Raw genomic sequence first — 23,716 nt, 5'->3', positions numbered from 1 at the left:
CTGTTCCCTGTTCCCTGTTCCCTGTTCCTCAATTTTGAATTACTATGCTATACCTAGCCCAAGTATGTAAAAACGATTTTTTAGAGCAGTATCAATTGCGCCTATTAGCACGTCAGGAAACTGAGTATTTATGGTCAATCATTTCCGAAGAGACATTTATTCTCCTGGGAAAAGTAAACACCTTGAGCGAAAAAATGCTGGTGTTGGTAAAACTTTCTCCTACCGGTGAAATAGAAAAAATTGAAGATGCTACCACTTGGGTACTTTCTTTGGTGCAAACTTACCTCAAAACTGGTATTACTCCAGAATTTTTACAACAGGAAGCAGAACAGGCAGAACAGTGGAGACAATCTTTAACCTTGCAAAACCAAGATTTAGCACGTCGTACTTTGGAATTAGAAGCCCGTCGGGAACAAATTCAATCCCTCGAAGAAAGTCTCAAACCTGATCTAAATTATGGTCAACAGGATAATTCTTAATAATGTCTCCGGCTCCCGTAAGGGATACGTAATTCGTAATTAGGAAAAACTCTTCCCAGTCCCCAGTCCCCAGTCCCCAGTCCCCAGTCCCCAGTCCCCAGTCCCCAGTCCCCAACTACCTAGATTTCTTCTGCTGCTAATAATTGCCGAATTAACCTAGCTACAGCTTTTTGTGTAAAGCGATTAGCAATTTGTTGACCTAAATGATGCACTCTCGGATTAACTAGTACCTGTGTTAATTGGGGAGCCAGTTTAGCAGGATCAAAGCCTCTAGTTTCCCGAAGAATACCAAAAATTCGCTTGATATGTTCTAAGGTTTGTTGTTGTTCAACTGTTGCACCAGGCATTTCATTAACTGCTGTTAAACCTACCCTTTCTCGCAGTACATAAGTAAAATTATGCAAGACGTTTTTACCTACAGCATCCAGTCCATTCACAAACTCATCTACTAACCTGTCACGAATAAATGCACCCCGTTCAGAAGACAGAAAATCTACGCTCTGATTCATGACTAAGTCCAAGTCATAATCTTGACTATTCCGGGCATTTTTTAACAAGTTTTCCAAGCGGTTCCACCGGAATTTACCATCTTTAAATAATAAATCTCGCAGTGATGTTCTTAATTCATCCGCTGGATCAGTTAACAACCGTTTAGAAACATAAGGATAAGCTTCACTGAGAACTTTGAAGTTAGGATCTATATAAATAGCAATCCCTTCCAAAGTCACCAAAGAACGAATAATTAAAGCGTAATAGGGAGGAACGCGGAAAGGATACTCATACATTAATTCCGATAAATCATCGGTGATGCTTTTAATGTTTAATTCCGCTACACTTGCACCTTGAGCATTAGCAAAAACTTTCCCAAAGGCAGGAATAATTGGTGTTAAATCGGTTTCTGGGGAAAGAAATTCTAACTTTACGTAATCTTGTGCTAAGGAGTCAAAGTCACGGTTAACAACGTGAACAATAGCTTCAATTAAACCATAACGTTGCGGTGGCTTAATCTCGCTCATCATCCCAAAGTCAAGATAAGCCAATTTACCATCAAAGGTAGCTAACAAATTGCCGGGGTGGGGATCAGCGTGGAAAAATCCATGTTCTAATAATTGACGCAGAGAACACTGGACACCTACTTCAATTAAATAGCGTGCATCTATTCCTAGTTCCTTAATTTCTTGGGTTTGAGTTAATTTAATTCCGTTAATCCACTCCATCGTTAAAACACGACGGTTGGTGTATTCCCAGTAAATTTTTGGTACATAAATATCTTTGATATGCCCGTATAATTCAAAAAAGCGTTCAGCATTTTCGCCTTCGTGGATGTAATCCATTTCTTCAAAAATGCGATCGCCCAACTCATCCAAAATCCCGACTAAATCACTCCGTACCCGTTTTACCTTTCTTTGCACCCACCCAGCCAAGTAGCGCAAAATGTACAAATCTATTGTGATTCGTTCTCGCAAATCTGGACGCTGGACTTTAATAGCAACCTCTTCCCCAGTTTTGAGCTTACCTTTATAAACTTGCCCCAAAGAAGCCGCTGCAATCGGTTCGGGCGAAAGTTCAGCGTAAATCTCCTCTGGACGGCTTCCTAGTTCTTCTTCGATAAACTGGTAAGCTATCTCATTAGGAAACGGTGGTAATTGGTCTTGTAATTTAGTTAATTCTTCCAGATATAGTGGCGGAACCAAATCAGGTCTGGTAGACAAAGCCTGACCGATTTTAATATAAGCAGGACCCAATCTCGTCAGTAATTCTCGTAGCTGAACTGCTCGACGACGGTCATTTTTGACAACTATTCCCCGTTGCCTATCCCACCATATCCCGAAAACATAGGATAAAGTTGGTTGTAAAACTGCTAAAATCCGCCGCAAAACCTGTAAAGGTTTGCTTTGGTAATGTGCCTTGATCTCTTCAGGATCGTAACCCAGTGTCTCCGGTTCAGCTTTAACTAATACTGTCTGTTTATGCTTTTCTGAGAGTTCCGGTGAATTGATCACCAAGGCTCCTGTACCATTTTCTGGTAGTACTTCAATTAAGGACAATTCGCTTCCGCGACTGTCCTCCGCAGTAGATCGAGAACTAGGGGGAAGACTCTTAACCATCATCAAGAAAGCCACCAGTGAGATGAACGCTGTTAAGTATTGTAACAATATGTTGCCATTTCCGCATCTCCCCAAATAAGAGGCAGAGGGCTGGGGGAGACAGAGAGACGGGGGAGACGGGAGGAAATCTTCCCTTTTCTCCCTTTTGTCCCTTTCCTCCCCTGCTAATTACCTATTACCTATTATCTATTCCCTGCTATATCTTTTTCTCAGGTGCGACTTTTGCTTCTACCTTGACGCTTTTGACACCTTTAACTTGCTTAACCAAAGCTTCAGCTTTTTTGAGTTCTTCCTCAGAAGCCGCTGCACCTTTGAGGATAATCTCACCTTCCTTGTTCTCTACTTCCAGCTTATTGCTAGGTAACGCTTCCTTTAACTTTTTGCTAACTTCGGTTTTCAAGTCGCTTGTAGCCTTGGTAGATTCAGGAGTAATTTTTGTGGTGGGTTTTTCTGATGTAGTTTGTGTAGTCGAAGACGCGGGTTTTACTGGTACGGAAGTAGCTTCATCGGTTGTACCAGGATTTGCCGAACCAGTTTTAGGAGCTTCTTGGCAACCAAAAACACCAGCTACTAAAATGCCACTAACAACAAAGGGAATTAGCTTGTTCATGTTTATCTTCCAATTGAATACTTGAAGCGATGAATTGAGGCGTGTGTGATAACCAGGAGCAATTAAAAAACAAATTAAACACCCAAAAACACCAGTGCTTAACCAAGAAGCCAGTTTGCTGAAAATTGAACATTGGACAACTTATAGAGGCTCAAACCTACAAGTTTATACTGCCTAAAGCGCCAATTCAATTTTCGTGATGGCTACAGACTGGAGGGGATTCGTATATAGTACATGACTCTCTATTGACTGATGCAGAGTCATAGCAGCTTTTTAAGGGTAGATGAAGCTGCTGTTGATTAACCCCCAGATGGGTCATTTGATGTTATCAGATTTGGAGCAGTTTGACGCATCCTTAATGACAATTTTATTAATATTTGCAAAGAGCCGAGACTGGGGACTGGAAATAGGCAGCTATGCGGGATTTTTTGAATTATGAATTATGAATTATGGGCTTTAAAATTATGATCACAGGGGAAATTGCGCCTGAATTGTTCGGTTCTACCACTGTCACTAGTGCAGAAAAGACTATAACCTCATAAGTATATAGTGCAATGTCTACTTTAGCTGCTGTTAGACGCTCGTCAATCAAGGGGTGAAAACCTGTGTACGAATGGATTTTGCCAAGTCTAAGGGAAGTTTTAATTGAAAGCCAATCAAGTATGGCTGAGTGTTCATCTGCCAAAGCAGAGCAGCAATGGCGTATCAGTCTAGCAGCTACAGAACATCTACTGCTCAACACTTTAGCCACGACAACACCTGACATCACCCAAGGTTTAGTTCTAACTGCACCAGCACCGTTATTTAGTCAGCCAAAATTAACTCAAAGTTTACAGACAGTTACTTTTAGCGCCAAACCCTTTAACCCTTTGGCTTTGATGCCGTTTCATTTCTCACAAACAATGGGGCAAAGTGCGGGGAAAGAAGCCATATCTGCTCTGGTAGACGCTACCAAAATCACAGACTACTGTCACGGAGACAATCAAGTCACTCCTGAAGAATCTATTCTACCTTTACTACCTGCTGATCCTCTAGGAGCAGAGCAGTTTTGCTTAGTGTTTACAGAAAAATTTAGATTAGTTCTGGTTTTGTCAGCACACAGCAGCGGTAAAAAAGAATTTTTATTTTCCTTTGAACCAGAGGTAGTGCAGCAAGCCTGGCAAGCATTAGGAGCTAGGGTAATCTTGACTAATCCAGAATTATTTGCTGATTTGGATGCTTTAGTCCAAAAATATCCTCCAGCTGCTCCAAACTATCAAACTATAATTCAATTTAGCCAGTTTTTGCTTCAGGAATTAGCGGAACCAGAAACGGATAAACTAACACATACTTGTCCCATCTCTCCACCTCTCCATCTTCATGTCTCCCCATCAGCAAAACCATCTTCCCGTTCAGATGTGGAATTACTACAAGCTTTTGCTCATGAAGTCCGCACCCCACTAGCAACTATTCGCACTTTGACTCGTCTGCTACTGAAGCGCCGGGATTTACCTACTACTGTAATTAATCGCTTAGAAGTTATTGATCACGAATGTACTGAGCAAATTGATCGGATGGAGTTGCTATTTAAAGCCGCAGAATTAGAAACTTGTACAGCGGCAAAATCTGCTGGTACACAATTAACGCCGATGTCTTTGGATCAAGTTTTGCAGCAAAGTATCCCTCGTTGGCAACAAGCAGCAAATCGACGTAATCTAACGTTAGATGTGGCTTTACCCCAGCAACTACCAACGGTGGTCAGTAATCCCGCTATGCTAGATCGGGTACTCACAGGTTTAATGGAGAATTTTACCCGCAGTTTACCTCCTGGCAGTTCTATTCAAGTTCAGGTTATTCCCGCAGGTGATCAACTCAAGTTACAGTTATCACCTCACTTAGATTGCCACGATACAACTAGAACTGTAACACTACCAATTCGGAAATCTCTAGGTCAATTATTAATGTTCCAACCAGAAACAGGAACTATTAGTTTAAATATCGCCGCAACTAAGCATCTATTTCAGGCGATTGGTGGTAAGTTGATTGTGCGTCAAAGTCCTCAATATGGGGAAGTGTTGACGATTTTTTTACCTTTAGAAGTTAGTAATAAACAAAAAGTAGGAGTCCATTAATTCTCTTTTTGTGGTTACATCGGCAAGTTTTAAACATCATCAATTTCGATCAGCTTTTGCCGAGATGATAAACCAGATTTAATTCTTATAGATGACTTAGGTACATTAAATTTTTCTGCCAACAGCTTAATTAACTCTTCGTTAGCTTTACCATCTACTGGTGGCGATTTTAAATTTACAGTTAAACTACCATCTTCCTGTTCTGCGATTTTCTGTTGTTTGGAATTTGGTTTAACTTTGACTTTTTTTTGCATAATATTCAGATTCGTTACCAGAATTAAACATAAACAGGATCATAGGTAATTGGGTTATTTATTTAGTTCATGCCCCTAACTCCTGCATTGCTAAAAGTGCAGTTCCAAAAGCTGCTTCCGTGTTCTCAGAGGAAACTACAGGCACTTTTAAATACTTGTTTCTCATAGCCGTCCAATTGTAATTAGCCGCACCACCACCAGCAGTATAAACATAGGTTAATTGATCTGCTCCAAGGTGTTGTAATAATTGATATCCTCGTGCTTCTATCCGCGCCATACTTTCTAACAAGCCATGTAAAAAGTCTCTGGGATGTTCTGGACGGGGTTCTAGTTTTGGGGGTAGGTGGGGATCATTAATGGGAAAGCGATCGCCCTCTTTCAATAAGGGATAATAATCTAACTCACTCGGTTTTGATACATCAATCTCTCGACTCAAGCTTAATAACTCTTCATCAGTAAAAAATTTTTTTAAGACAGCACCCCCTGTATTAGAAGCTCCCCCAGTTAACCATAAATCACCTAAGCGGTGGCTGTAAATTCCATATCGTGCATCTTCTACACGGGTACGACTCAAAAGTTTAAGTACCAAGGTTGAACCTAAAGAAGTTACCGCTTCCCCCGGTAATTTTGCCCCACTAGCCAAAAAAGCCGCAATGCTATCTGTAGTCCCTGCACACACCAAGCAATCATCTCTAAAACCAAATTTAGCCACAATTTCTGGACTTAATTCACCAATGGGAGTACCTGGTGCTAAAACGTGGGGTAAAAGGATAGGAATGTGCAGTTTTTCCAGCCATTCTGGATATTGCAGCTTTTCCACGTCATAACCTAATTTTAAAGCGTTGTGATAATCACTAATACCTAACTTGCCATGCAGCAGAAATGCCAACCAATCGGCTTGATGTAATAAATATCTAGCTTGACTAAAAGTAGGTAATTGTTGCATCCACAACAGCTTGGCAAGGCTAGATGTAGCACTCAATACGGTGTGATTGGGTGGTGCAATCCTGCTCAAATCCTTGATGAATCTTGATCCCCGTTGATCGTTGTACAATAGAGGAGCATCTACCGGCTGTCCTGCCGCATCGGTGAGCAAGATTGTGGAAGAAGTACCATTAATAGCGATCGCCCCAATTTCGCGCCGCAATTCCAGGGAAATTCCCTCTAGGAGACTCCATAAAGCCTCCTTCCAGCAAATTACCCAATCTGTAACATTTGCCCAAGGATGACGCATTTGAGAGAGAATCCTAGCTTCATCGTCAATGACTACCGCCCGTGCGCCAGATGTACCAAAATCAATACCCAAATATAAAGTCATAGGTTTAGGGAATGGGGAGTAGGGGAGCAGGGGAGCAGGGGAGCAGGGGAGCAGGGGAGAAAATTCTTTCCCAATCACTAATCACTAATCACCAATCACCAATCCCCAACTCATGTTTTTGTTGCATCTTGTAACAAGATATTCCCCAATCTTGGCAAAACAAGGAAAAGTAGTAAACGAAGTGTTAATCATCTAGTTTGACGTTAGGAGGGTTTCCACAATGTCTATATCAGATACTCAAGTGTACATCGCACTAGCTGTGGCTCTAATTCCAGGTATTCTAGCTTGGCGTTTGGCTACTGAACTTTACAAGTAACTCCCAGATGTGACACGAAAAGAAGACTGAATAAACCTGGCTATACGCGGTACAATCTCCAGAATCTTGGGACTTTGAACCAAAAGTGTCTAGAGAAAATGTACCTGCGTATGCCGGGTATTATTTTTAGTGAGCTAATACTTATAGTAAATTACAAAAAATGAAGTAATATGGCAGCTAATCAAGTCGCAATTAGCGCCTGTTTGCTTTTAACGGTGCTTCCCTTCAATCAGCGAGGCTATTTTTAGCATCATGAACGCCTTTCAACCATCCAGACCACCGCTACAACCTGTAAAACAACGTCGATCTGTACCTCGACCGAAAAAACATCTTCGCCAACGTTCTTACCAGATCATGGCACTGGAAACATCGGCCAAGATCACCGTTAACTTGGTCATTGTCACAGCAGCAGTATCAGCCCTAACACAGCTTTTGCCTTATCACTGGTTACAGCAAGATAAGTTGCGAGAAATCAGTACAGAAGTCAAGCTGATGGAAGGACGTGTTAATACTTTAAGGGCTGAATTTAGCCGCAACTTTGATCCCAGCCAAGCTAATAGTATTAGGCAAGAACAATCATACCGCTTTGATCCCAGTCAGCGGCAGGTAGTGTTGATTAATCCAGATTCCAAAGGTGCTGAACAATCAGAATCCACACCCTGAGAAAAATTGAGCGGTTATCATGTCCGGTAAATCACCTTTAATATGTCATTGCGAGTTGAACGAAGTGAAACGACGCAATCTAAAGGTTTTTGGAATTGCTTCCTTATGGTCGCAATGACGGTTATTTGAACAGAATTGATATGATTTGTGATTCTAGCTATGTATAAGCAGGAAATCAATTTTTATTGCTACCAATAGCTAATAGTTAATAGCTAATTAGTGAAGAGTTTTATAGTTATCATCTATTGGCAAATCAGGTATACAGAGGCGTTGCCAAAAAATTCAAATTTGAAAAATTTGAAAAATCAATTGTTTTGAATTTGAAATTTGGAATTTATTGTTAAAAATTTACCAATCAGTTTTTTGGGGAAAGAGCAACTCATCTAACCAATTTTCTAGTTGTAACCGCAGCCGATAACCAGAAACATCCTCATTGGTTTCCAGAGAGGTTATATATGTGAGGGCGCGGTAATAATCTGCGATCGCACAATTCCAGTCACCCCAAAGATGATAAGTCCTACCTCGTTCAGCCCAAATGTGAGCCTGTAGCTGACCAAACAACAGTGCAATCTCAAAATTATCAATCGCTTCCTGAAAATGCCCCAAATCACGCAACGTAATACCTCGGTTAATCCAAGCACGAACATAACGCGGATTTAAATCCAACGCCTGATCATAGTCAGCCAGTGCTGCGACTAACTCCCCACAAGCAGCATAGCAATTAGCTCTGTTATTATAAACACTAGCTAACTTAGGATTTAGCTGCATCGCTGTATTGTAGTCACGCAGAGCTTTTTGGCATTCACCACTTTGAAAATAAATCAGCCCCCGGTTGTTATAATCTACTGCATTTTGAGGATGACTATCAATAAGTTGGTTTAACAAAGCGATTGCTTCTGTGTAATCTCCTTGATGAGCTAACTTTAAGGCACAAGACCGCAGGTAGCTGTCCTCTACTGAAGATTTGCTGTTACCTTTCACCCCAGTTTTTTGTGTATATAGAGTATTTTTGTGATCCTCTCTGTAGCGTTGATTTTGCTGACTACCAAAACCTAAAAAGGAGTAATGATCCATATATTCCTACTTGAGCTACTTGCTCTGTGAAATCAAATTATAGTTTTTTCTTGCTAGTGGTTTGGTCACTGTTTCACTTGCTCAGGAGTCCAAGCTCAAAGGACTGGGTTTGAACTACTTAAACAATTAAGCCGTAAACCTAACAATATATACATCACTCCCAAGGCTAATTCCAGAAAGAATTTTCATCAATCTTCAAGACTAGTCAGGCAGTCACCGTGACAAGTTGGTAGAATGCCAACAAGCTAGGAAATAGGTTACAGGGTATAGGAATGAATTATTGATCTTGGTTCTGCCCCTACAGCCCAGTCCCCAGTCCCTAAATTTAAATTTTGAGTAAATTTCCGATGACAACAGCAATTTCTTATCCAGATGCTTTAGACCTTACAGCCGATGATTACATTGTGATCGGCTTGGCAACGTGCTTCTACAAAGAAGATGGAGAAGTGCATCAAATTGAAGTTATAGAGCCTATTCCCTCAGCTGCGTTAGAAGCTATCTTAAAAGGCATTCCTACGTCATATAAGCTCGCCTATGGGACAACCCTGGGATCTTTATTGGCAGGTGATAACCTTTTGTTACCTCAAGGATTTCCAGAGTCGGCACAGTTCGGAGATGAATTTGTGTTGAGGGCATTTTCAGCTGCTCGCACCTACAAGCGTCGTCAATCAGCCCAATCCCTGATCCCCGCAGGTACAACCAAAACAGATTTTAATTATTCTACAGAGCGCAAGCGAGTGCTAAATGCTGCTAGAGTTGTCAGCAAAGAAGACAACGTTAAACAACATTCTCATACTCACAAAGTTCTTTGATAGGTAATGATGTTGAAACTTTACGGTGGCGCTGTTAGCCGCGCATCAATTATCAAGTGGTATTTAGAGGAACTGCAAGTTCCCTACGAATTTATCCTTTTGGATATGAAAGCAGGTGAACATCGACAGCCTGAATACCTAGCAATTAATCCAACAGGTAAAGTGCCAGCAATTGTTGATGGTGATTTCCAACTGTGGGAATCTGGGGCAATTTTGCTCTATCTTGCGGAAAAATATGGTAAAACTCCTCTTTCACCAGAGGAACGCGCCATATTTTCCCAGTGGGTATTATTTGCTAATTCCACCTTGGCTACAGGAATTTTTGTGGAAGTAAACCGGGAAAAGGAAATGCCCCGCTTGTTAACTCCTCTAAATGAAATTTTTGAGCAGCAACCTTTCATATTAGGTGATGAATTCAGCGTTGCTGATGTAGCTGTGGGATCTATACTCGCTTATATTCCCATCATGCTGAAGCTGGATTTGAGTGGCTACCCAGCCGTATCGAAATATATTCAGCAAATTTCTCAACGTCCCGCATTTCAAAACAGTATCGGTGCAGGACGCAGTTAGAGGCAGGGAGCAGGGAGCAGGGAGCAGGGAGCAGGGAGCAGGGAGCAGGGAGCAGGGAGCAGAGAGCAGGGGAAGAAGAATAATTAATGCCCAGTCCCCCAGTCTCCAATCCCCAGTACCTAACGATAGTTTGTAAATTGCAAAGCCACAGGAAAGTCTTCTTGCTTAAGTCGCTGGATCACGGTTTGTAAGTCATCTTTAGCTTTGGCAGTTACCCGCACAGCATCACCTTGGATTGAGGCTTGCACTTTTTTGAATTCGTCACGAATCAATTTAGAGATTTGTTTGGCAATTTCTTGGCTGATGCCTTTTTTGAGGGTGATTTCTTGACGCACACGATTTCCGCTGGCAGATTCAATTTTGCCAAACTCAAAGATTTTTTGGGATAGGTTCCGTTTAGCGGCTTTTTCCCGCAGTATCCCGTGTACAGCTTCTAAAGTCATATCGCTGTCCGTGTTAACAGTAATGCTGGTTTCGCCTAAATCGACATCAGTTTGGGTATCTTTGAGATCGTAACGGCTTTTAACGTCTCGCACTACTTGATCAATAGCATTGACTAATTCTTGGCGGTCAAAGTCGCTGACAATATCAAAAGAAAAAGTAGAAGCCATAAAAAATTTTAGATGTGGAATGTTTAATGTTGGAATTGGTAATTGGGAAAAATAAAATTCATTACCCAGTCCCCAGTTACCTATCCTTGGATTTCCATGATACTCAGGTAAAAGAGAGTGGCAGAGCTAAAAGAGCCAATGCCAAACATGAAAGAACGCAAAATGGGTATATTCGCAATATAAAAAATAGAGTATAGCAACCGAGCCGGGATAAAGGCGATCGCTGCCATTGCTGCCAGAGGAGAATTAACACCTGTAACATAAGCCATTAATGCTGCGGCAGCAAAAATCATGAACGTCTCAAAGGAGTTTTGATGCGCCCAAGTAGCCCTTTGGGCATAAGGTGGCAATTTATCGAACATGGCACGAGGAGCAGATAAATCAAACCCAACCCGCGCACGACCGTAAGCTACTAATAAATACGGTACATAAATAAGAACTGCGGCAGCTGCAATAGAGTACAAATAAATAGCAGGTATAGGTATAGGCAGTTGTAAGGGGGACATTAAGCTAACAAATATTGGTAGTATTTCTTGGTTAGTGAGCGTGAAGGAATACTGAGTAACTTAGACAAATCATTACCCAGTACCCACTGGTAATTACCCATCTCTATCATTAGCTTTGTGGAGACTGCGTTTCACTTTAGTCAAAGTAGAACAATGTCACCACTTTTCTTTGTTCTTCAGCCTCTCCACAAGTTTGTAGCAAGGTGCGACTGTCGTGAAAAGCAAAGCAGATCAGTTGCTGACAACGGGAGACAATCTCCTTGTTGCACAGGTAGCTGGCCTCGGCTAAAGACAGATTATCATTACTGGGATTTTCGACTAGATGCATGACCTGCTCTAGTTGCTGGCGTGATTCGGATGGCTGACGTTCCAGGCTTTGCGGTAGGATTACCGTCAATAAATTCGGGTCAGCCCGTGTTGCTCCCCGGATGGCAGCTGAATTAGTACCTGTAGCACCAGAAGTGATGACACGATTGCCCGATAAAACTAGGGCATAAGTCATCATTTCAATGAGATTTTGATGAGTAATTGGCACATGACGGGAACCCAACAAGGCAATTCGTTTAGAACCTGTTTGCTGGATTGTCGCCAGTTCCTGCGCTAATGTATCAAGTTTGATGAGTTCTGTTGACTGGCTCAAAGATGGAGGTGATCAGATTAAACAACCTAGATATTCTACCAAACAGCGTGTAGGCCAGAAGCCAACTAGAGTTACAGATTTCTATGTTTTCTTGATTGTTTTGTTCAGGAACAAAGATTTTGTTGATGGCAGTGTGTCAACAAATAGGCATAGGGTAAACCTTTAACCTTTGCTAAGGAATTAAGAGTGAGTTGGTTGCTCATCAATAACTTCAAGGTAGGATTTACGCTGGTGATTAACCAGTAATTTGGGTAAATAATCAGACTAAGACAAAGCCGCAGCTGGTTTAACTCCTAATTGAGACAACAAACGTTTAATGTCAAAATGTTCGGACATTAATTGGCTAATGCACTCTACTTTTAGAGGTTCGTGGACACGGACTTGACCGAAAGTGCGGTCAACAATTTCTACTGTGGTTAAGGTGTCGAGGTCAACAGACAAAATCGGGATTTCTAATTCTTCGGCGCGATTGAGGATAAAGGCAGGAGGTGGTAATTGTCCGGTGAGGATCAGGCATTGGGTAGAAGTTTCTAAAGCCGCTTGCTGAATTTCCACGCGATCGCCTCCTGTGACTACTGCCTTATTTCGGCGTTTGCGGAAATATTTGACAGCCGCATTCACATTCATCGCCCCAATTGCCAAACTTTCTACCAATAAATCCAGGCGATCGCTACGACAGAGAACTTCGGCCTTTAATTGTTTTACCAGTTCTCCCACGCTGACGCTACGGAGCAAGTCGCTTTTAGGTAGCATTGCTAGTACAGGAATTCCCTGCTGTTCCAAAAATGGACGTAAGAGATTATTACCTGCTTCTAATTGTTCAGCGGGAACTTCATTGATCACCACACCAACCAAGCGATCGCCTATCTGTTTCTTGGCAGATAATAATGCTTCCACAGAAAGCAGCGATTTATAACGATGTACTAATAGCACACCTCCATCTAAGGCTTCAGCAACTTGCACTAAAGACAAGCCAAACAAGTTACCTTCTGGTAAATCACCAGGCCCCTCTAATAGCATCAAGTCACCCCGTGGTATTTGTAAATAATGCTGTACTAGTGACTGCTGATAATTGGTTTTGTCTTCACCACGTAACCGTTTTTGGACACTGACTTCTTCTAAAGCTAACAAAGTCGGTGCAACACGGTTTTCCGGCAGTTTCAGGCTATTAGTAATGAACTGGACATCTTCTTCAACTACGGTTCCATCGGCGGTATGCACGCAAGTACCCAGGGGTTTACCGTAAGCTATATCCAGTCCTTTTTGCTTTAGCTGATGAAACAAACCTAGAACAGTTGCGGATTTACCACTGTAAGTCTCTACTGATCCAATCAGCAAATATTTAACAGATGTTGGCACGCCATGCACTCCTAATTTCAAAAGTCTGTTGAACCCAGCTAGGTGTTTCCTAATTTTAGCTGAAGCAGCAGAAATCGCTTATTTGGGGACTGGGGACTGGGGACTGGGGACTGGGCATCATTAATATTCTTCTTCTCCTACTCCCCCTGCTCCCTGCTCCCTGCCTCCTGCCTCCTGCCTTCTGACTGCTGATTCAATCTTCTACACGGAGTAGCTTGCGATAAAAAGCAGTAGAAAAATCACTAATTTTTTGGCGTTTATGGTTTTCCATCAGTTCAATTAAGAAATTAATAAACTCAAAACTGGCCATCATCACTTCATAACTTAATTCAGCATTGCCATCAAACTGGATACGGCAACGGGTGAGGTCTGAGGGTAGGGTAGCAACATTCCATGTAGCGATGAAGGGAATATTGTCACTGCCTTCTATTTTGCGATGTCCCTCTACAAAGCCTTTTTGATAAAGACTGATGGCATAGGGCAAGAAATTCCGTTTGCCTTGCTGGATGTAAGGGAGATAGACAGTAGCTTGTTGTGGACTCACAGGCTGAATTTGGTCGATAGACATTGTTGAAAATTCCTCAAGTTAGCTAAATTTAGGGGATTTTGATTTGTCATCAATAGTATTCCCACAACTATGTGTATTCACACAGGGCGGGAAAAATATTTGTAATTTTCATCAAAAAGTTGAATCGGAAAAGATTCCCATTGAGTCTATTTTGCGACATTAGACTCTTGATTGACAGATTAATAGGACTTACGCAAGATTGAACTCAAAACCTGATTCTTGCGTAGGGGTAATCCATTACCCCTACTCTCGTTCTGTTTCGCGTAAGTCCTGATTAAGTCAGTAAGGGTTTAGCAATGCTAAACCCCTACTAGTGGGCTTTATGCTTCAAAAACTGTAAACTTTAAACAAATACTGATTCTTCACTCAAATTAACTATGCCAGCGAATTCCTGGCCGGAACACGACTCTTACAACGGAACTTCTGATCCCCTTAACTCCCTTCTGTCTGACCTATCGGTAGAAGATGAGTCAGTGGAAGAAGCAAATGCTGTGTCTTTACTCTCATCCCGGTTTCAACGACGTAGACCCAAAGCCGCCCTAGTCTTGACTATAGTCTGGAGTGGGACGATCGCTTTACATTTAGTTTCCTGGGGTTCTATTTTCATTCTCGGACTCACAACTATCTTAGGCATTCATGCCTTCAGGATTATCTTTGCTAGACCCCGCCATCATGCTAAAGAAATACAGGGAGATTTGCCTTGTGTCTCTGTGTTAGTAGCCGCAAAAAATGAGGAAGCAGTTATTGGCAGATTAGTCAAGAATCTTTGTAGTCTGGAATATGCTAATGGTGAATATGAGGTCTGGATTATTGATGATAATAGTACGGACAGCACGCCGCAGTTATTAGCACAACTGAAGCAAGAATACAAGCAACTCAAGGTACTCAGGCGTTCTGCTGAAGCTACTGGCGGTAAGTCAGGGGCTTTGAATCAGGTGCTACCTATGACTAAGGGGGACATCATTGCTGTGTTTGATGCTGATGCCCAAGTTGACCCAGATTTACTGTTACAGGTTGTGCCTGTGTTCCAAAAAGAACAGGTGGGAGCGATACAGGTACGAAAAGCGATCGCTAACGCCAAAGAAAATTTTTGGACTAAGGGACAAATGGCAGAAATGGCTGTTGATACTTGGTTTCAACAACAACGCACTGCTATTGGTGGACTGGGTGAACTGCGGGGAAATGGTCAATTTGTCCGTCGTCAAGCTTTGGATAGCTGCGGTGGCTGGAATGAGGAAACTATCACCGATGATTTAGATTTGACAATTCGCTTGAATCTGGATAAATGGGATATTGAATGTATGTTCTATCCCCCAGTGCAAGAAGAAGGAGTCACAAATGCGATCGCACTTTGGCATCAACGCAACCGCTGGGCTGAGGGTGGTTATCAGCGTTATTTAGATTACTGGGATCTCATCCTCAAAAACCGCATGGGAACGCGGAAAACTGTGGATTTACTGATTTTTCTGCTGATTATGTATATTTTACCTACAGCAGCAGTACCCGATTTATTAATGTCAATAATTCGCCATCGTCCACCCATATTAGCCCCTGTCACGGGTTTGTCGGTTACGATGTCTTTTGTAGGGATGTTTGCTGGGTTACAGCGCACACGCCAAGATCAGAAAACATCTAACTATTTTGTGTTACTTCTGCAAACCATTCGCGGCAGTATTTATATGTTGCATTGGTTGGTGGTGATGAGTAGCGCGACTGCGCGGATGTCGGTACGTCCAAAACGGCTGAAATGGGTAAAAACTGTACATACTGGTGCTGAACATTAAGAAAAACAAGATAAACCACAAATAAACCACAAATAAGAAATTAAATTTCTTTGTAATTCTGTAGAGATGTTAAATACAACTTCTCTACAATTTTGTGGTAATGGGTGATGGGTAAGCTGTTGTGTTTATCTGTTAAAATAACTTTGAATTTATCCAGAACAACCGAGTTTTTTATACAATTAAAACAGATAACAAATTAATTATTAAATTAACAAATATTTTCTTGAAAATTGTATGACACGACAACCCCATGACCAACTAGCTAAAGAATATCTAGAGGAATTATTAGCACCTCTAGGAGAGGTCAAAACGAGTAAAGATGTAAAAAGCGAAGTTCAAGAAATTGATGTTTGGTTTGTTCCCACAACAAAATCTGTAAATTCTGAATTAGGATTATTAGGAAAAATGGCGGTTACAAGCTGTTTATTTGAACCTTACCGTAATGCACCTAATGAGATAGAAATTAGAAGTTGTTTGTTAAAATTGTATAGTGTGCAGAGTGAATTATTACGACAAGCGAAAAGAGAAAAACGTTCTATTTCTGAAGAAGAATTACCCTTTCTCTGGATTTTAATACCAACTTGTTCTGAAAAAATCCTTGAAGGCTTTGGAGCGACAGCAAAGGAGGGATGGGAAAAAGGAGTGTATTTTCTGCCAAAATACCAGAAAGCGGCTATTGTGGCTATTAACCAGTTACCCATGACAGAGGATACACTATGGTTAAGGGTATTAGGAAAAGGTAGAACTCAAAATGAAGCTATCAGCGAAGTAGTTGAACTGTCCAAAGAGAATGATAAATGGGATAGATTAATGGAAATTTTCGCATCTTGGCGGAAAAATTTAGAATTGAATAGTGATGTCAATGATGAAGAAGTAAAGGAGTTAATTATGAGTTTATCACCAGCATATCTTAAACAACGGGAAGAATGGAAACAAGAGGGAATAGAAGAAGGACAACAAGACGGACAGCGTTTGATGGTAGAGAGTTTGTTAGCAGTGCGTTTTGGTAATTTAGATGAGGAGTTATCTGCTATTGTTGCGAAGTTGATGGAACTTACTTTAACAGAGAGAACGCAGTTGTTACTGAATTTATCTAATCTTTCTCGTGAGGAATTATTAGCTAGGTTTAAAGTTGATTAGATGTTCTGGAAAAAAGAGGCGTTTTAGATTAACGTCTCTTTTAATCTTCATCATCAGAATCTTGTTGTAAAATACGACTGTTCAATCTTTCATATTCATCTTCTAGTAGCCACATTTTAGCGGCTTCATAATTGTCACTAGCAAAGATGATTTTATAGTTTTGTGCAGGGTTATGAATACAGAATTTTCCTGATTGTTCTTTGACTAACATCAGAATATAAGGAGGAGATATCAGAGTATCTACCCAGATTTCTGCAAATTCCCATTCAGTTTCTTGTTTTGATGTTTGTTGCAGCATTTTCAAAAGTTGGAAGTTGAAGAAATTACCTTAACCGTTTGCCATTTGTTGCACTCTTTTGATAATTCTCCTCACTGTCTCAGCATCGGGAGATTGAATACGCTGTAATATCTCCAAAGACTGCTGTAAATATTCTAATGCAGTAACAAAATCTCTTTTTTGATATGCTAACAACTGACCCAACATTGCTAATGTTCTTGCCTTTAGTGTGAAATTCTCATTATTTTCATGAAGTTCTAATGCTAATAATTGCTTAAATTGAGTGATTGCTTCTTCAGTGTTACCCTGTTTAGCATTAATAGATGCCATATTACCCAGTGTGGTAGCCTGAGCATTCACATCTTGAATATATTGTGCAATTTTAAAAGCCTCCTCAAAGCAAATTATTTTCTCATCAAATCCATCTTGTTTATCGTAGGTAAATGCCATACTATTTAATATTGCAGCCTGGATATACATAGCACCACTATCCTTTGCATTTTGCAGAGCTTGAGAAAGAATAACTCTTGCATACTTATGGTTTCCTTGTCTTTGATAGATATTGACTATGTTATGTAAAGCTGTAATCTGACCCTGAATGTCATTTTGATTTTTAAATATTGCAAAAGACTTCTGAAAATATTCGAGTGCTTTTTCAAATTGATCTTGTTCATAATAAATATTAGCTCTACTATTAAATGTTTTTGCTTTGCCCAAAAAATTATTCTGACTTTCATCAATTTGAATAATTTCATCAAGGTTTTGGATTGCTTCTTCAAAGTTCTTATTAGCTATATTAATATTAGATATATTGTGTAGAATCGCAGCTTGACCATTAAAATCACGGATACGCTTTGTGATTTCTAAAGATTGAGAAAAAAGATTAAGAGCTATGTTTACTCGACCTTGCTGAACGAAAATATTAGCCAAATTATTAATAATAGCAGCTTTTGTTTTTTCATCTGTTACTGGACAAAGTTTTAGTGCTTGTTGATAATGTTGTTCTGCTTGTTCAATTTCTCCAAGTTCTTGTTCAGATCGTGCTAGTTGATGCAAAATATGATAATCGTCAACAATATTTAAGGTAGATTTGCAAAGATACAAGGCTTCACGAAATCGGCTTTTCTTCCTCCAATTACTTGCCAAAACCGATCCAACTTTTGAGGCAATTTCTCCTTTTTTCGCAAGCAACGCTAACCGATGAATTTCTAACACTTCTTCTTCTGTTCTGGTTTCTCCTTCTTTCCACCACAGACGACATAACACCTCAGCCCCTTGTTGATGCAAGGTTTCTACATGAGTGGATAACGTCAACGGCAAAATTCTCGGTACTCGTAACGACTCATCAGGACTAACTTCCAACAATCCCAAGGCCACTGCGCGATTGATATAATTTTCCAAATTGGGGATATTTTCACAAACTGCGGTTAATGCTTCCCTGGGGACTGGTAACTCAAACACCAAACCCTGTGACAACATTTCCCCCATCGTTTCATCCATTTGTTGCAGCAAAGCTTCAGCTAAAACCTGTTCTCGCAACTCCACCGCATCAACTTCTAAACGATTGAGAATCACCACCACATCAACATCAAAACTCTTATCCCCCCTCCTCGCTTGCGGGGAGGGGGCTAGGGGGTGGGGTGAGTGGGGTGCTTGCAAAATCTTATCCAACCATTCCAGCAACCGGGGATTACCATCAGCTAACCTCCGTGCTTGAGATTTCAACGCCTCATCTACCTGAGATTTTGCCCCAAAAGCCTCAAGACGACTACACTTTTTTCTTAAATCTGCCCCCCGCATTCCTTCCAAGGGCTGTTTATAGAAATACCGCAACTGGCTAAATTCAAAATCATAACGACAGGTGAGAATTAAGCGATGATTGGTGTAAGTTTCCCGAATCGCCCAAACCAAAGCCGTTAAAACCTCTGCGGCTGCTGTTTTCAGGACAAAGCTATCCTGACGAGGTTCTAAATTATCCTCAAAATCATCCAACACCAACAAAAACGGCTTTTCCCCAGCGTCCGACAACTGCTGAAATACCCGCTTGAATCTAAATCTCAATTCCTCATCAGGATTTTGTAGTTGTTTGCGTTGTTCGTTATCATCCAACTTTTTCACTAACTCACTAACTAAACTCGGTTCATCAATTCTCCCCACCAACACAACACACTGAAAATGGGGGAGTCGGTCACATAGTCTAGCTGCTAAACTACTTTTACCTAAACCACCCATGCCATAAATTAATACCCCTATCTCTTCCGTTGATTGTGTCAGCGTCCTTAAACAACTTTGTAACTGACGACGACGACCAACAAAACTCTCACGGGTGGGGACTTTCACCCTTCCTGCAGGATCGAAAAATTCCGTACTCACAGAAAGCAGTGGTGCTGGTTTCCTTCCCGGAGTCCGCAATGGTGTCACCAATTCTCCTGGTAAACTATCGGCTGCATATAATCGCAACAAATGCCAATCCCGCGCCTTATTTTTGATTAATGTTTGATAGGTACTGGCAACTGCTTCGGTGATTTGCTTTCCGGCGGCTAATTCTTTATATAATGTCGCTGCTGCTTCCGTTGCATCAGATTCTAAAACTTTTTGTCCCCATCCCAAAACGGCTTTTGCACCTGCTTTGAGTAATTCTTCCGCCATTGAAGGCACAGAACCATAATTATCATCTTTACTACCAGCTTGTCCAGTGCGACAACCAGAAAGGAAAATCAGTTTGGGTAATCGGAATTGTAGTGCGGTAGCGATATCTTCTGCACTGGCATTATAAGCCGCGCCGGTTTCGGTTTCGGTAATAAATTCCGGTTGTCCGTTGGTAATTGTGGCATGACCGGTAATATGGAAAATATCAAAATAATCTTTACCGTAATAATCCACTAAATAGCGCAATTCTGATAAACAACCGCTTTCTTCCACTGTCAAAGCTAAAGGTTGTCTTCCCGTCGCTTCTAAAATTCGTGCTTCTTCTGCTTCATAATCTAATACAGGTTCTACTCCTTGGGGGGAAGTAGCCATAAATAAGACTTGCAAAGCGCGGTTTTCTGGGTTTTTTTCCACAGACAATGTTTTTACAGAGTCCGATGATACCCACCGTATAGGAATAATTGACCGTTGAACGAGAAAACTATTGTGATCGTGCAGAACTTCCCAAGGTAAATGGGCGAGTTTTTCGGCTGTTGCAATGGCTAAAATGATTCCTTGACGCTGATATTGATTGATGAGTTTTTGTAACCATCTGTCACTCCCATCTAACCAGTTATACAATCGAGATCCTGTAACTGCGTAATCTTCCGCAAAGGAGGAAACGTAATAATCTCTTTCTGCTATCTCGATTAAATCAGTAATTTCGCTCAGGGGGAGTGTGCGTTTTTCGTATTTGTTGTAATTATCGGTAAAGTAGCGTAACTCTACGTAATTACCTGCAACGGCTTTCAGGTCAAGGTAAAGAGTTATCATAGGAGATTGACTATAGCGGTTGTAAAAAATAAAAGTATTATCAAGTATCGTATCATCAAGCCAGGGAATCTAGCCAGGGAATAAATTCCCTGTCTGAAAGCTAAAGTCGGTTAAAACCGACTACTTTATGGAAAATTTTTTATAGCTGAAGCGACGCACTCCAGCAAAACCTAGTTATGATTCTAGAATTTGGCGAATTTGCTCAATTGTGGCATTTTCTAACAGTAGTCGTCTACCATTGCGGCCAACAATCAGGACTTTAGCAATTTTTTTACCAGATTGTTTTTGTTTATACTCTTGATACCATTTGCGAATTTGTTCTGCTATGGCAATTGTCCCACCCACAAGACCAACTATAGTACCAACAGTAGTAATGACTGGTTCTTTTTTGATTTCTTCTGAATTTATGGTATAGTTCCCAGTTATACCTTCAATTGCCAAAAATTCCTCTGTAGCGGTGATCGCCTCTTCACCCTCAATAGAAAATTTAATTTCTGTCATAATTTCATTTACAATTTATCTACAAAGACTTATTTTATAACTAAAGATGTCAATTTTAATTAGTTTATCAACATCTAACAAAACCAAAATTATAATAACAATTCTGCAATCAAACTACACAGATCAATATACTCACTTCCCTCTCACCCAAAATGCAAATTACCCAAAGTCTCCACACCGCCATCCTCATCACCAACTTAGAACGCTCAGAACACTTTTATGGAACAATCTTAGGACTATCAAAAATAGACCGCACCCTTAAATATCCCGGTGCATGGTATCAACTCGGTAACTATCAAATACACTTAATAGTATCCTCATCCGTCCCCACCGAAAACCAAAACAAAAAATGGGGACGTAACCCCCACATTGCATTTTCTGTTGTGGACTTAGAAGCAGCAAAAATAGAATTACAAAGTCATAATTACCCATTTCAAGCAAGTGCTTCCGGTCGTCCTGCTATCTTCACCAAAGACCCCGATGGAAATATTATTGAAATAAGTCAACAATAATTTAGGGATAAGGAATTGATTTGTTAGCTGCTAAAACCACCCGGAAATCAATTTCCGGGCTAATAGCTAAAGTGCGTTAAAACGCACTCTCGTTAACTGAAAATAAAATCACAAAATAAAATCAAAATTTATTCTTAGGTAGTGGTAATTCATGAATTATCCGTAAGTCCTGAATAGAAAAATAAAAGTAACATAGTCGGTTTTAACCGACTTTAACTTTGAGACAGGGAATTTATTCCCTGGCTTTGAAGATTGCTAAACTTATAACTGATAACTGTACAAACCAACATGATGTAAAATAATCATCTATTTGCAAACTTGTAGTCGAAAAGCAACAGGGGAACTATGACGCGTCTAGCATTGCTGAGTGTATCTAACAAAACTGGTATAATTGACCTAGCCCGCAGCTTGGTTGAAGAATTTGGCTTTGATATTATCAGCAGTGGGGGAACAGCCAAAACCCTGAAAGATGCGGGAATCCCTGTTACAAAGGTTTCAGATTATACAGGCTCACCAGAAATTTTAGGCGGTCGGGTGAAAACTCTCCATCCCCGCATACATGGCGGTATTTTAGCACGGCGCGACGTTGCCCAAGATGTCACAGATTTGGAAAATAACCAAATTCGTCCTATTGATTTAGTCGTAGTTAACCTTTATCCTTTTGAGGAAACCATTGCTAAAACCGGTGTCACCTTAGCAGACGCAGTAGAACAAATTGATATTGGTGGCCCTGCAATGTTACGCGCTTCATCAAAAAACTTTGCCCATCTGACTGTATTATGTAATCCTGATCAGTATGATGAGTATTTGCAAGAATTACGGCAAAATGGGTCAGCTTCTTTGGAGTTTCGCCAAAAATGCGCTTTAAAAGGATTTTTACACACTGCAAGTTATGATAACGCCATTGCAGCTTATCTCGCTGGTACACAAAGCGAAGGTTTACCAGAAACCTACACTGTTTCCGGTACACAAATTCAATCTTTGCGTTATGGAGAAAACCCCCATCAACCCGCAGCTTGGTATCAAACGGGAACTAAACCTACAGGTTGGGCAGCAGCAACAAAACTGCAAGGTAAGGAACTCAGCTATAATAATTTGGTAGATTTAGAAGCTGCACGGCGTATCATTGCTGAATTTACCGCAACTCCCGCAGCGACAATTATTAAACATACCAACCCCTGTGGAACTGCGGAAGCGGAAACAATTTTCGACGCTTATCAAAAAGCCTTCAATGCTGATTCTACCTCGGCTTTCGGTGGTATTGTAGCTTTAAACCGGGCTATTGATGCAGTCACAGCGACAGAATTAACGAAGACCTTTTTAGAATGCGTGGTTGCACCTGGTTGTGATGAAGAAGCGCAAGCAATTTTAACTAAGAAAGGTAATGTCAGAGTTTTGATTTTACCAGATTTGCTGACTGGACCAAAAGAAACGGTGAGAGCGGTCGCTGGTGGTTTCTTAGTGCAAACTGCGGATGATATCATTGCAGATACAGCTAAATGGCAAGTTGTCACCGAACGTCAACCCACCCCCAGCGAGTTAGCAGAATTATTGTTTGCTTGGAAAGTTTGTAAACACGTTAAATCTAATGCTATTGTCATCAGCAAAGATAGGACGACTTTAGGTGTCGGTGCTGGACAAATGAACCGCGTTGGTTCTACGAAAATAGCTGTAGAACAAGCAGGAGAAAAAGCTCAAGGTGCAGTTTTAGCTAGTGATGGTTTCTTCCCCTTTGATGATACCGTCAGAACCGCAGCCGCAGCGGGAATTACTGCTATTGTCCAACCAGGGGGAAGTCTGCGGGATAAAGACTCTATCAAAGCCGCTGATGAACTGGGTTTATTAATGGTTGTAACTGGTGTGCGGCATTTCTTACATTAAAGAATATCCCCCACTTGTTAGATCATTCAGGGTTCTAAAACACATTCTTAAATTATCATGCAATATACTTGCCATTTTCTAACTTGAGTGATATGGTTGTTTTGTGTGAGGAGCAATGTTGAATATAAGAAGCGTTTGGGGTGGAAACACGGTAACACTC

23 protein-coding genes are annotated in these 23,716 nt (G+C 40.9%); 10 read left to right on the top strand and 13 right to left on the bottom strand.

Translation table 11 applies throughout. The features are described from left to right. Window positions 1–44 precede the first annotated feature (44 nt). Window positions 45–479, top strand: a complete 435-nt coding sequence (locus H6G06_RS12160; protein ID WP_190560396.1) for a hypothetical protein — start codon at window positions 45–47, stop codon at window positions 477–479. A 119-nt stretch (window positions 480–598) separates the two neighbouring features. Here the strand turns inward: H6G06_RS12160 and H6G06_RS12155 are convergent, their stop codons facing one another. Both H6G06_RS12155 and H6G06_RS12150 read right to left on the bottom strand, forming a co-directional pair. Next, a complete protein-coding gene (locus H6G06_RS12155; protein WP_190560443.1) occupies window positions 599–2,590 on the bottom strand; it encodes an ABC1 kinase family protein in 1,992 nt (663 codons plus the stop codon). 193 nt (window positions 2,591–2,783) lie between these two features. Continuing rightward, entirely contained in the window at window positions 2,784–3,197 is a 414-nt protein-coding gene (locus tag H6G06_RS12150) for a BON domain-containing protein (RefSeq protein WP_190560394.1), read from the bottom strand. Window positions 3,198–3,802: 605 nt separating this feature from the next. On the opposite strand from H6G06_RS12150, the gene H6G06_RS12145 reads away from it, so the two are divergent. Continuing rightward, the gene (locus H6G06_RS12145) at window positions 3,803–5,308 is read left to right on the top strand and encodes a histidine kinase (protein WP_190560391.1); all 1,506 of its coding nucleotides are present in this window, start codon (window positions 3,803–3,805) and stop codon (window positions 5,306–5,308) included. A gap of 29 nt (window positions 5,309–5,337) precedes the next feature. On the opposite strand, the gene H6G06_RS12140 is transcribed toward H6G06_RS12145, so the two are convergent. Together H6G06_RS12140 and H6G06_RS12135 are read right to left on the bottom strand one after the other, a co-directional pair. Then, window positions 5,338–5,562 (bottom strand): DUF167 domain-containing protein, encoded by a 225-nt coding sequence (locus H6G06_RS12140; RefSeq protein ID WP_190560389.1) that lies wholly within the window; start codon window positions 5,560–5,562, stop codon window positions 5,338–5,340. Window positions 5,563–5,629: 67 nt separating this feature from the next. Then, a complete protein-coding gene (locus H6G06_RS12135; RefSeq protein WP_190560387.1) occupies window positions 5,630–6,880 on the bottom strand; it encodes an FGGY-family carbohydrate kinase in 1,251 nt (416 codons plus the stop codon). A 220-nt stretch (window positions 6,881–7,100) separates the two neighbouring features. Here H6G06_RS12135 and psaM point away from each other — a divergent pair, with 220 nt between their 5' ends. Further along, entirely contained in the window at window positions 7,101–7,196 is a 96-nt protein-coding gene (psaM, locus tag H6G06_RS12130) for a photosystem I reaction center subunit XII (RefSeq protein WP_015141228.1), read from the top strand. A gap of 252 nt (window positions 7,197–7,448) precedes the next feature. Further along, window positions 7,449–7,859, top strand: coding sequence for a slr1601 family putative cell division protein (locus tag H6G06_RS12125; RefSeq protein WP_190560385.1), 411 nt, complete (start codon window positions 7,449–7,451; stop codon window positions 7,857–7,859). 348 nt (window positions 7,860–8,207) lie between these two features. On the opposite strand, the gene H6G06_RS12120 is transcribed toward H6G06_RS12125, so the two are convergent. Next, window positions 8,208–8,933 (bottom strand): tetratricopeptide repeat protein, encoded by a 726-nt coding sequence (locus H6G06_RS12120; protein ID WP_190560383.1) that lies wholly within the window; start codon window positions 8,931–8,933, stop codon window positions 8,208–8,210. A 347-nt stretch (window positions 8,934–9,280) separates the two neighbouring features. Between H6G06_RS12120 and H6G06_RS12115 the strand changes: the two genes are divergently transcribed. Next, complete coding sequence (locus H6G06_RS12115; protein ID WP_190560381.1) at window positions 9,281–9,745, top strand: hypothetical protein; 465 nt, start codon at window positions 9,281–9,283, stop codon at window positions 9,743–9,745. A gap of 9 nt (window positions 9,746–9,754) precedes the next feature. Beyond that, a complete protein-coding gene (locus tag H6G06_RS12110; protein ID WP_190560441.1) occupies window positions 9,755–10,315 on the top strand; it encodes a glutathione S-transferase family protein in 561 nt (186 codons plus the stop codon). A gap of 119 nt (window positions 10,316–10,434) precedes the next feature. Here H6G06_RS12110 and H6G06_RS12105 read toward each other — a convergent pair whose 3' ends face one another. The 5 genes from H6G06_RS12105 to ebsA form a co-directional block, all read right to left on the bottom strand. After that, a complete protein-coding gene (locus tag H6G06_RS12105; protein ID WP_190560379.1) occupies window positions 10,435–10,926 on the bottom strand; it encodes a YajQ family cyclic di-GMP-binding protein in 492 nt (163 codons plus the stop codon). Between the two features lie 80 nt (window positions 10,927–11,006). After that, a complete protein-coding gene (locus H6G06_RS12100) occupies window positions 11,007–11,432 on the bottom strand; it encodes an MAPEG family protein (protein ID WP_190560377.1) in 426 nt (141 codons plus the stop codon). A gap of 136 nt (window positions 11,433–11,568) precedes the next feature. Then, the gene (locus H6G06_RS12095) at window positions 11,569–12,072 is read right to left on the bottom strand and encodes a DNA recombination-mediator protein A (protein WP_190560375.1); all 504 of its coding nucleotides are present in this window, start codon (window positions 12,070–12,072) and stop codon (window positions 11,569–11,571) included. A gap of 264 nt (window positions 12,073–12,336) precedes the next feature. Then, on the bottom strand, window positions 12,337–13,431 hold the full coding sequence (locus H6G06_RS12090) for a DRTGG domain-containing protein (RefSeq protein WP_190560373.1): 1,095 nt from the start codon (window positions 13,429–13,431) through the stop codon (window positions 12,337–12,339). Between the two features lie 193 nt (window positions 13,432–13,624). Further along, complete coding sequence (gene ebsA, locus H6G06_RS12085) at window positions 13,625–13,999, bottom strand: type IV pilus biogenesis protein EbsA (RefSeq protein WP_190560371.1); 375 nt, start codon at window positions 13,997–13,999, stop codon at window positions 13,625–13,627. A gap of 377 nt (window positions 14,000–14,376) precedes the next feature. Here ebsA and H6G06_RS12080 point away from each other — a divergent pair, with 377 nt between their 5' ends. After that, window positions 14,377–15,783, top strand: coding sequence for a glycosyltransferase family 2 protein (locus tag H6G06_RS12080; protein WP_190560368.1), 1,407 nt, complete (start codon window positions 14,377–14,379; stop codon window positions 15,781–15,783). Between the two features lie 234 nt (window positions 15,784–16,017). Further along, complete coding sequence (locus H6G06_RS12075; RefSeq protein ID WP_190560366.1) at window positions 16,018–16,923, top strand: RpnC/YadD family protein; 906 nt, start codon at window positions 16,018–16,020, stop codon at window positions 16,921–16,923. Window positions 16,924–16,963: 40 nt separating this feature from the next. Here H6G06_RS12075 and H6G06_RS12070 read toward each other — a convergent pair whose 3' ends face one another. From H6G06_RS12070 to H6G06_RS12060, 3 genes are all read right to left on the bottom strand, one after another. Next, window positions 16,964–17,221, bottom strand: coding sequence for a hypothetical protein (locus tag H6G06_RS12070; protein WP_190560364.1), 258 nt, complete (start codon window positions 17,219–17,221; stop codon window positions 16,964–16,966). 30 nt (window positions 17,222–17,251) lie between these two features. Next, entirely contained in the window at window positions 17,252–20,662 is a 3,411-nt protein-coding gene (locus tag H6G06_RS12065; protein WP_190560362.1) for a tetratricopeptide repeat protein, read from the bottom strand. Between the two features lie 174 nt (window positions 20,663–20,836). Continuing rightward, window positions 20,837–21,163, bottom strand: a complete 327-nt coding sequence (locus H6G06_RS12060; protein ID WP_190560360.1) for a hypothetical protein — start codon at window positions 21,161–21,163, stop codon at window positions 20,837–20,839. A 152-nt stretch (window positions 21,164–21,315) separates the two neighbouring features. Between H6G06_RS12060 and H6G06_RS12055 the strand changes: the two genes are divergently transcribed. Continuing rightward, window positions 21,316–21,675, top strand: a complete 360-nt coding sequence (locus tag H6G06_RS12055; protein ID WP_190560357.1) for a VOC family protein — start codon at window positions 21,316–21,318, stop codon at window positions 21,673–21,675. 345 nt (window positions 21,676–22,020) lie between these two features. Next, entirely contained in the window at window positions 22,021–23,556 is a 1,536-nt protein-coding gene (gene purH / locus H6G06_RS12050) for a bifunctional phosphoribosylaminoimidazolecarboxamide formyltransferase/IMP cyclohydrolase (RefSeq protein WP_190560355.1), read from the top strand. The last annotated feature ends 160 nt before the right edge of the window (window positions 23,557–23,716 follow it).

The organism is Anabaena sphaerica FACHB-251, assembly GCF_014696825.1.
Lineage (GTDB): Bacteria > Cyanobacteriota > Cyanobacteriia > Cyanobacteriales > Nostocaceae > RDYJ01.
The sequence above is the reverse complement of the archived record's forward strand: the minus strand, read 5'-3'. Positions and strand labels throughout refer to the sequence as shown.

Bases quoted from the DNA above. Each gene is read 5' to 3' on its own strand.
- H6G06_RS12160 (WP_190560396.1), top strand. From the start codon at position 45: ATGCTATACCTAGCCCAAGTATGTAAAAACGATTTTTTAGAGCAGTAT.
- H6G06_RS12070 (WP_190560364.1), bottom strand. From the start codon at position 17,221: ATGCTGCAACAAACATCAAAACAAGAAACTGAATGGGAATTTGCAGAA.
- H6G06_RS12140 (WP_190560389.1), bottom strand. From the start codon at position 5,562: ATGCAAAAAAAAGTCAAAGTTAAACCAAATTCCAAACAACAGAAAATC.
- H6G06_RS12120 (WP_190560383.1), bottom strand. From the start codon at position 8,933: ATGGATCATTACTCCTTTTTAGGTTTTGGTAGTCAGCAAAATCAACGC.
- H6G06_RS12080 (WP_190560368.1), top strand. From the start codon at position 14,377: ATGCCAGCGAATTCCTGGCCGGAACACGACTCTTACAACGGAACTTCT.
- H6G06_RS12060 (WP_190560360.1), bottom strand. From the start codon at position 21,163: ATGACAGAAATTAAATTTTCTATTGAGGGTGAAGAGGCGATCACCGCT.
- H6G06_RS12155 (WP_190560443.1), bottom strand. From the start codon at position 2,590: ATGATGGTTAAGAGTCTTCCCCCTAGTTCTCGATCTACTGCGGAGGAC.
- H6G06_RS12110 (WP_190560441.1), top strand. From the start codon at position 9,755: ATGTTGAAACTTTACGGTGGCGCTGTTAGCCGCGCATCAATTATCAAG.
- H6G06_RS12100 (WP_190560377.1), bottom strand. From the start codon at position 11,432: ATGTCCCCCTTACAACTGCCTATACCTATACCTGCTATTTATTTGTAC.
- H6G06_RS12135 (WP_190560387.1), bottom strand. From the start codon at position 6,880: ATGACTTTATATTTGGGTATTGATTTTGGTACATCTGGCGCACGGGCG.
- ebsA (WP_190560371.1), bottom strand. From the start codon at position 13,999: ATGTCTATCGACCAAATTCAGCCTGTGAGTCCACAACAAGCTACTGTC.
- purH (WP_190560355.1), top strand. From the start codon at position 22,021: ATGACGCGTCTAGCATTGCTGAGTGTATCTAACAAAACTGGTATAATT.
- H6G06_RS12055 (WP_190560357.1), top strand. From the start codon at position 21,316: ATGCAAATTACCCAAAGTCTCCACACCGCCATCCTCATCACCAACTTA.
- H6G06_RS12115 (WP_190560381.1), top strand. From the start codon at position 9,281: ATGACAACAGCAATTTCTTATCCAGATGCTTTAGACCTTACAGCCGAT.
- H6G06_RS12150 (WP_190560394.1), bottom strand. From the start codon at position 3,197: ATGAACAAGCTAATTCCCTTTGTTGTTAGTGGCATTTTAGTAGCTGGT.
- H6G06_RS12075 (WP_190560366.1), top strand. From the start codon at position 16,018: ATGACACGACAACCCCATGACCAACTAGCTAAAGAATATCTAGAGGAA.
- psaM (WP_015141228.1), top strand. From the start codon at position 7,101: ATGTCTATATCAGATACTCAAGTGTACATCGCACTAGCTGTGGCTCTA.
- H6G06_RS12105 (WP_190560379.1), bottom strand. From the start codon at position 10,926: ATGGCTTCTACTTTTTCTTTTGATATTGTCAGCGACTTTGACCGCCAA.
- H6G06_RS12125 (WP_190560385.1), top strand. From the start codon at position 7,449: ATGAACGCCTTTCAACCATCCAGACCACCGCTACAACCTGTAAAACAA.
- H6G06_RS12065 (WP_190560362.1), bottom strand. From the start codon at position 20,662: ATGATAACTCTTTACCTTGACCTGAAAGCCGTTGCAGGTAATTACGTA.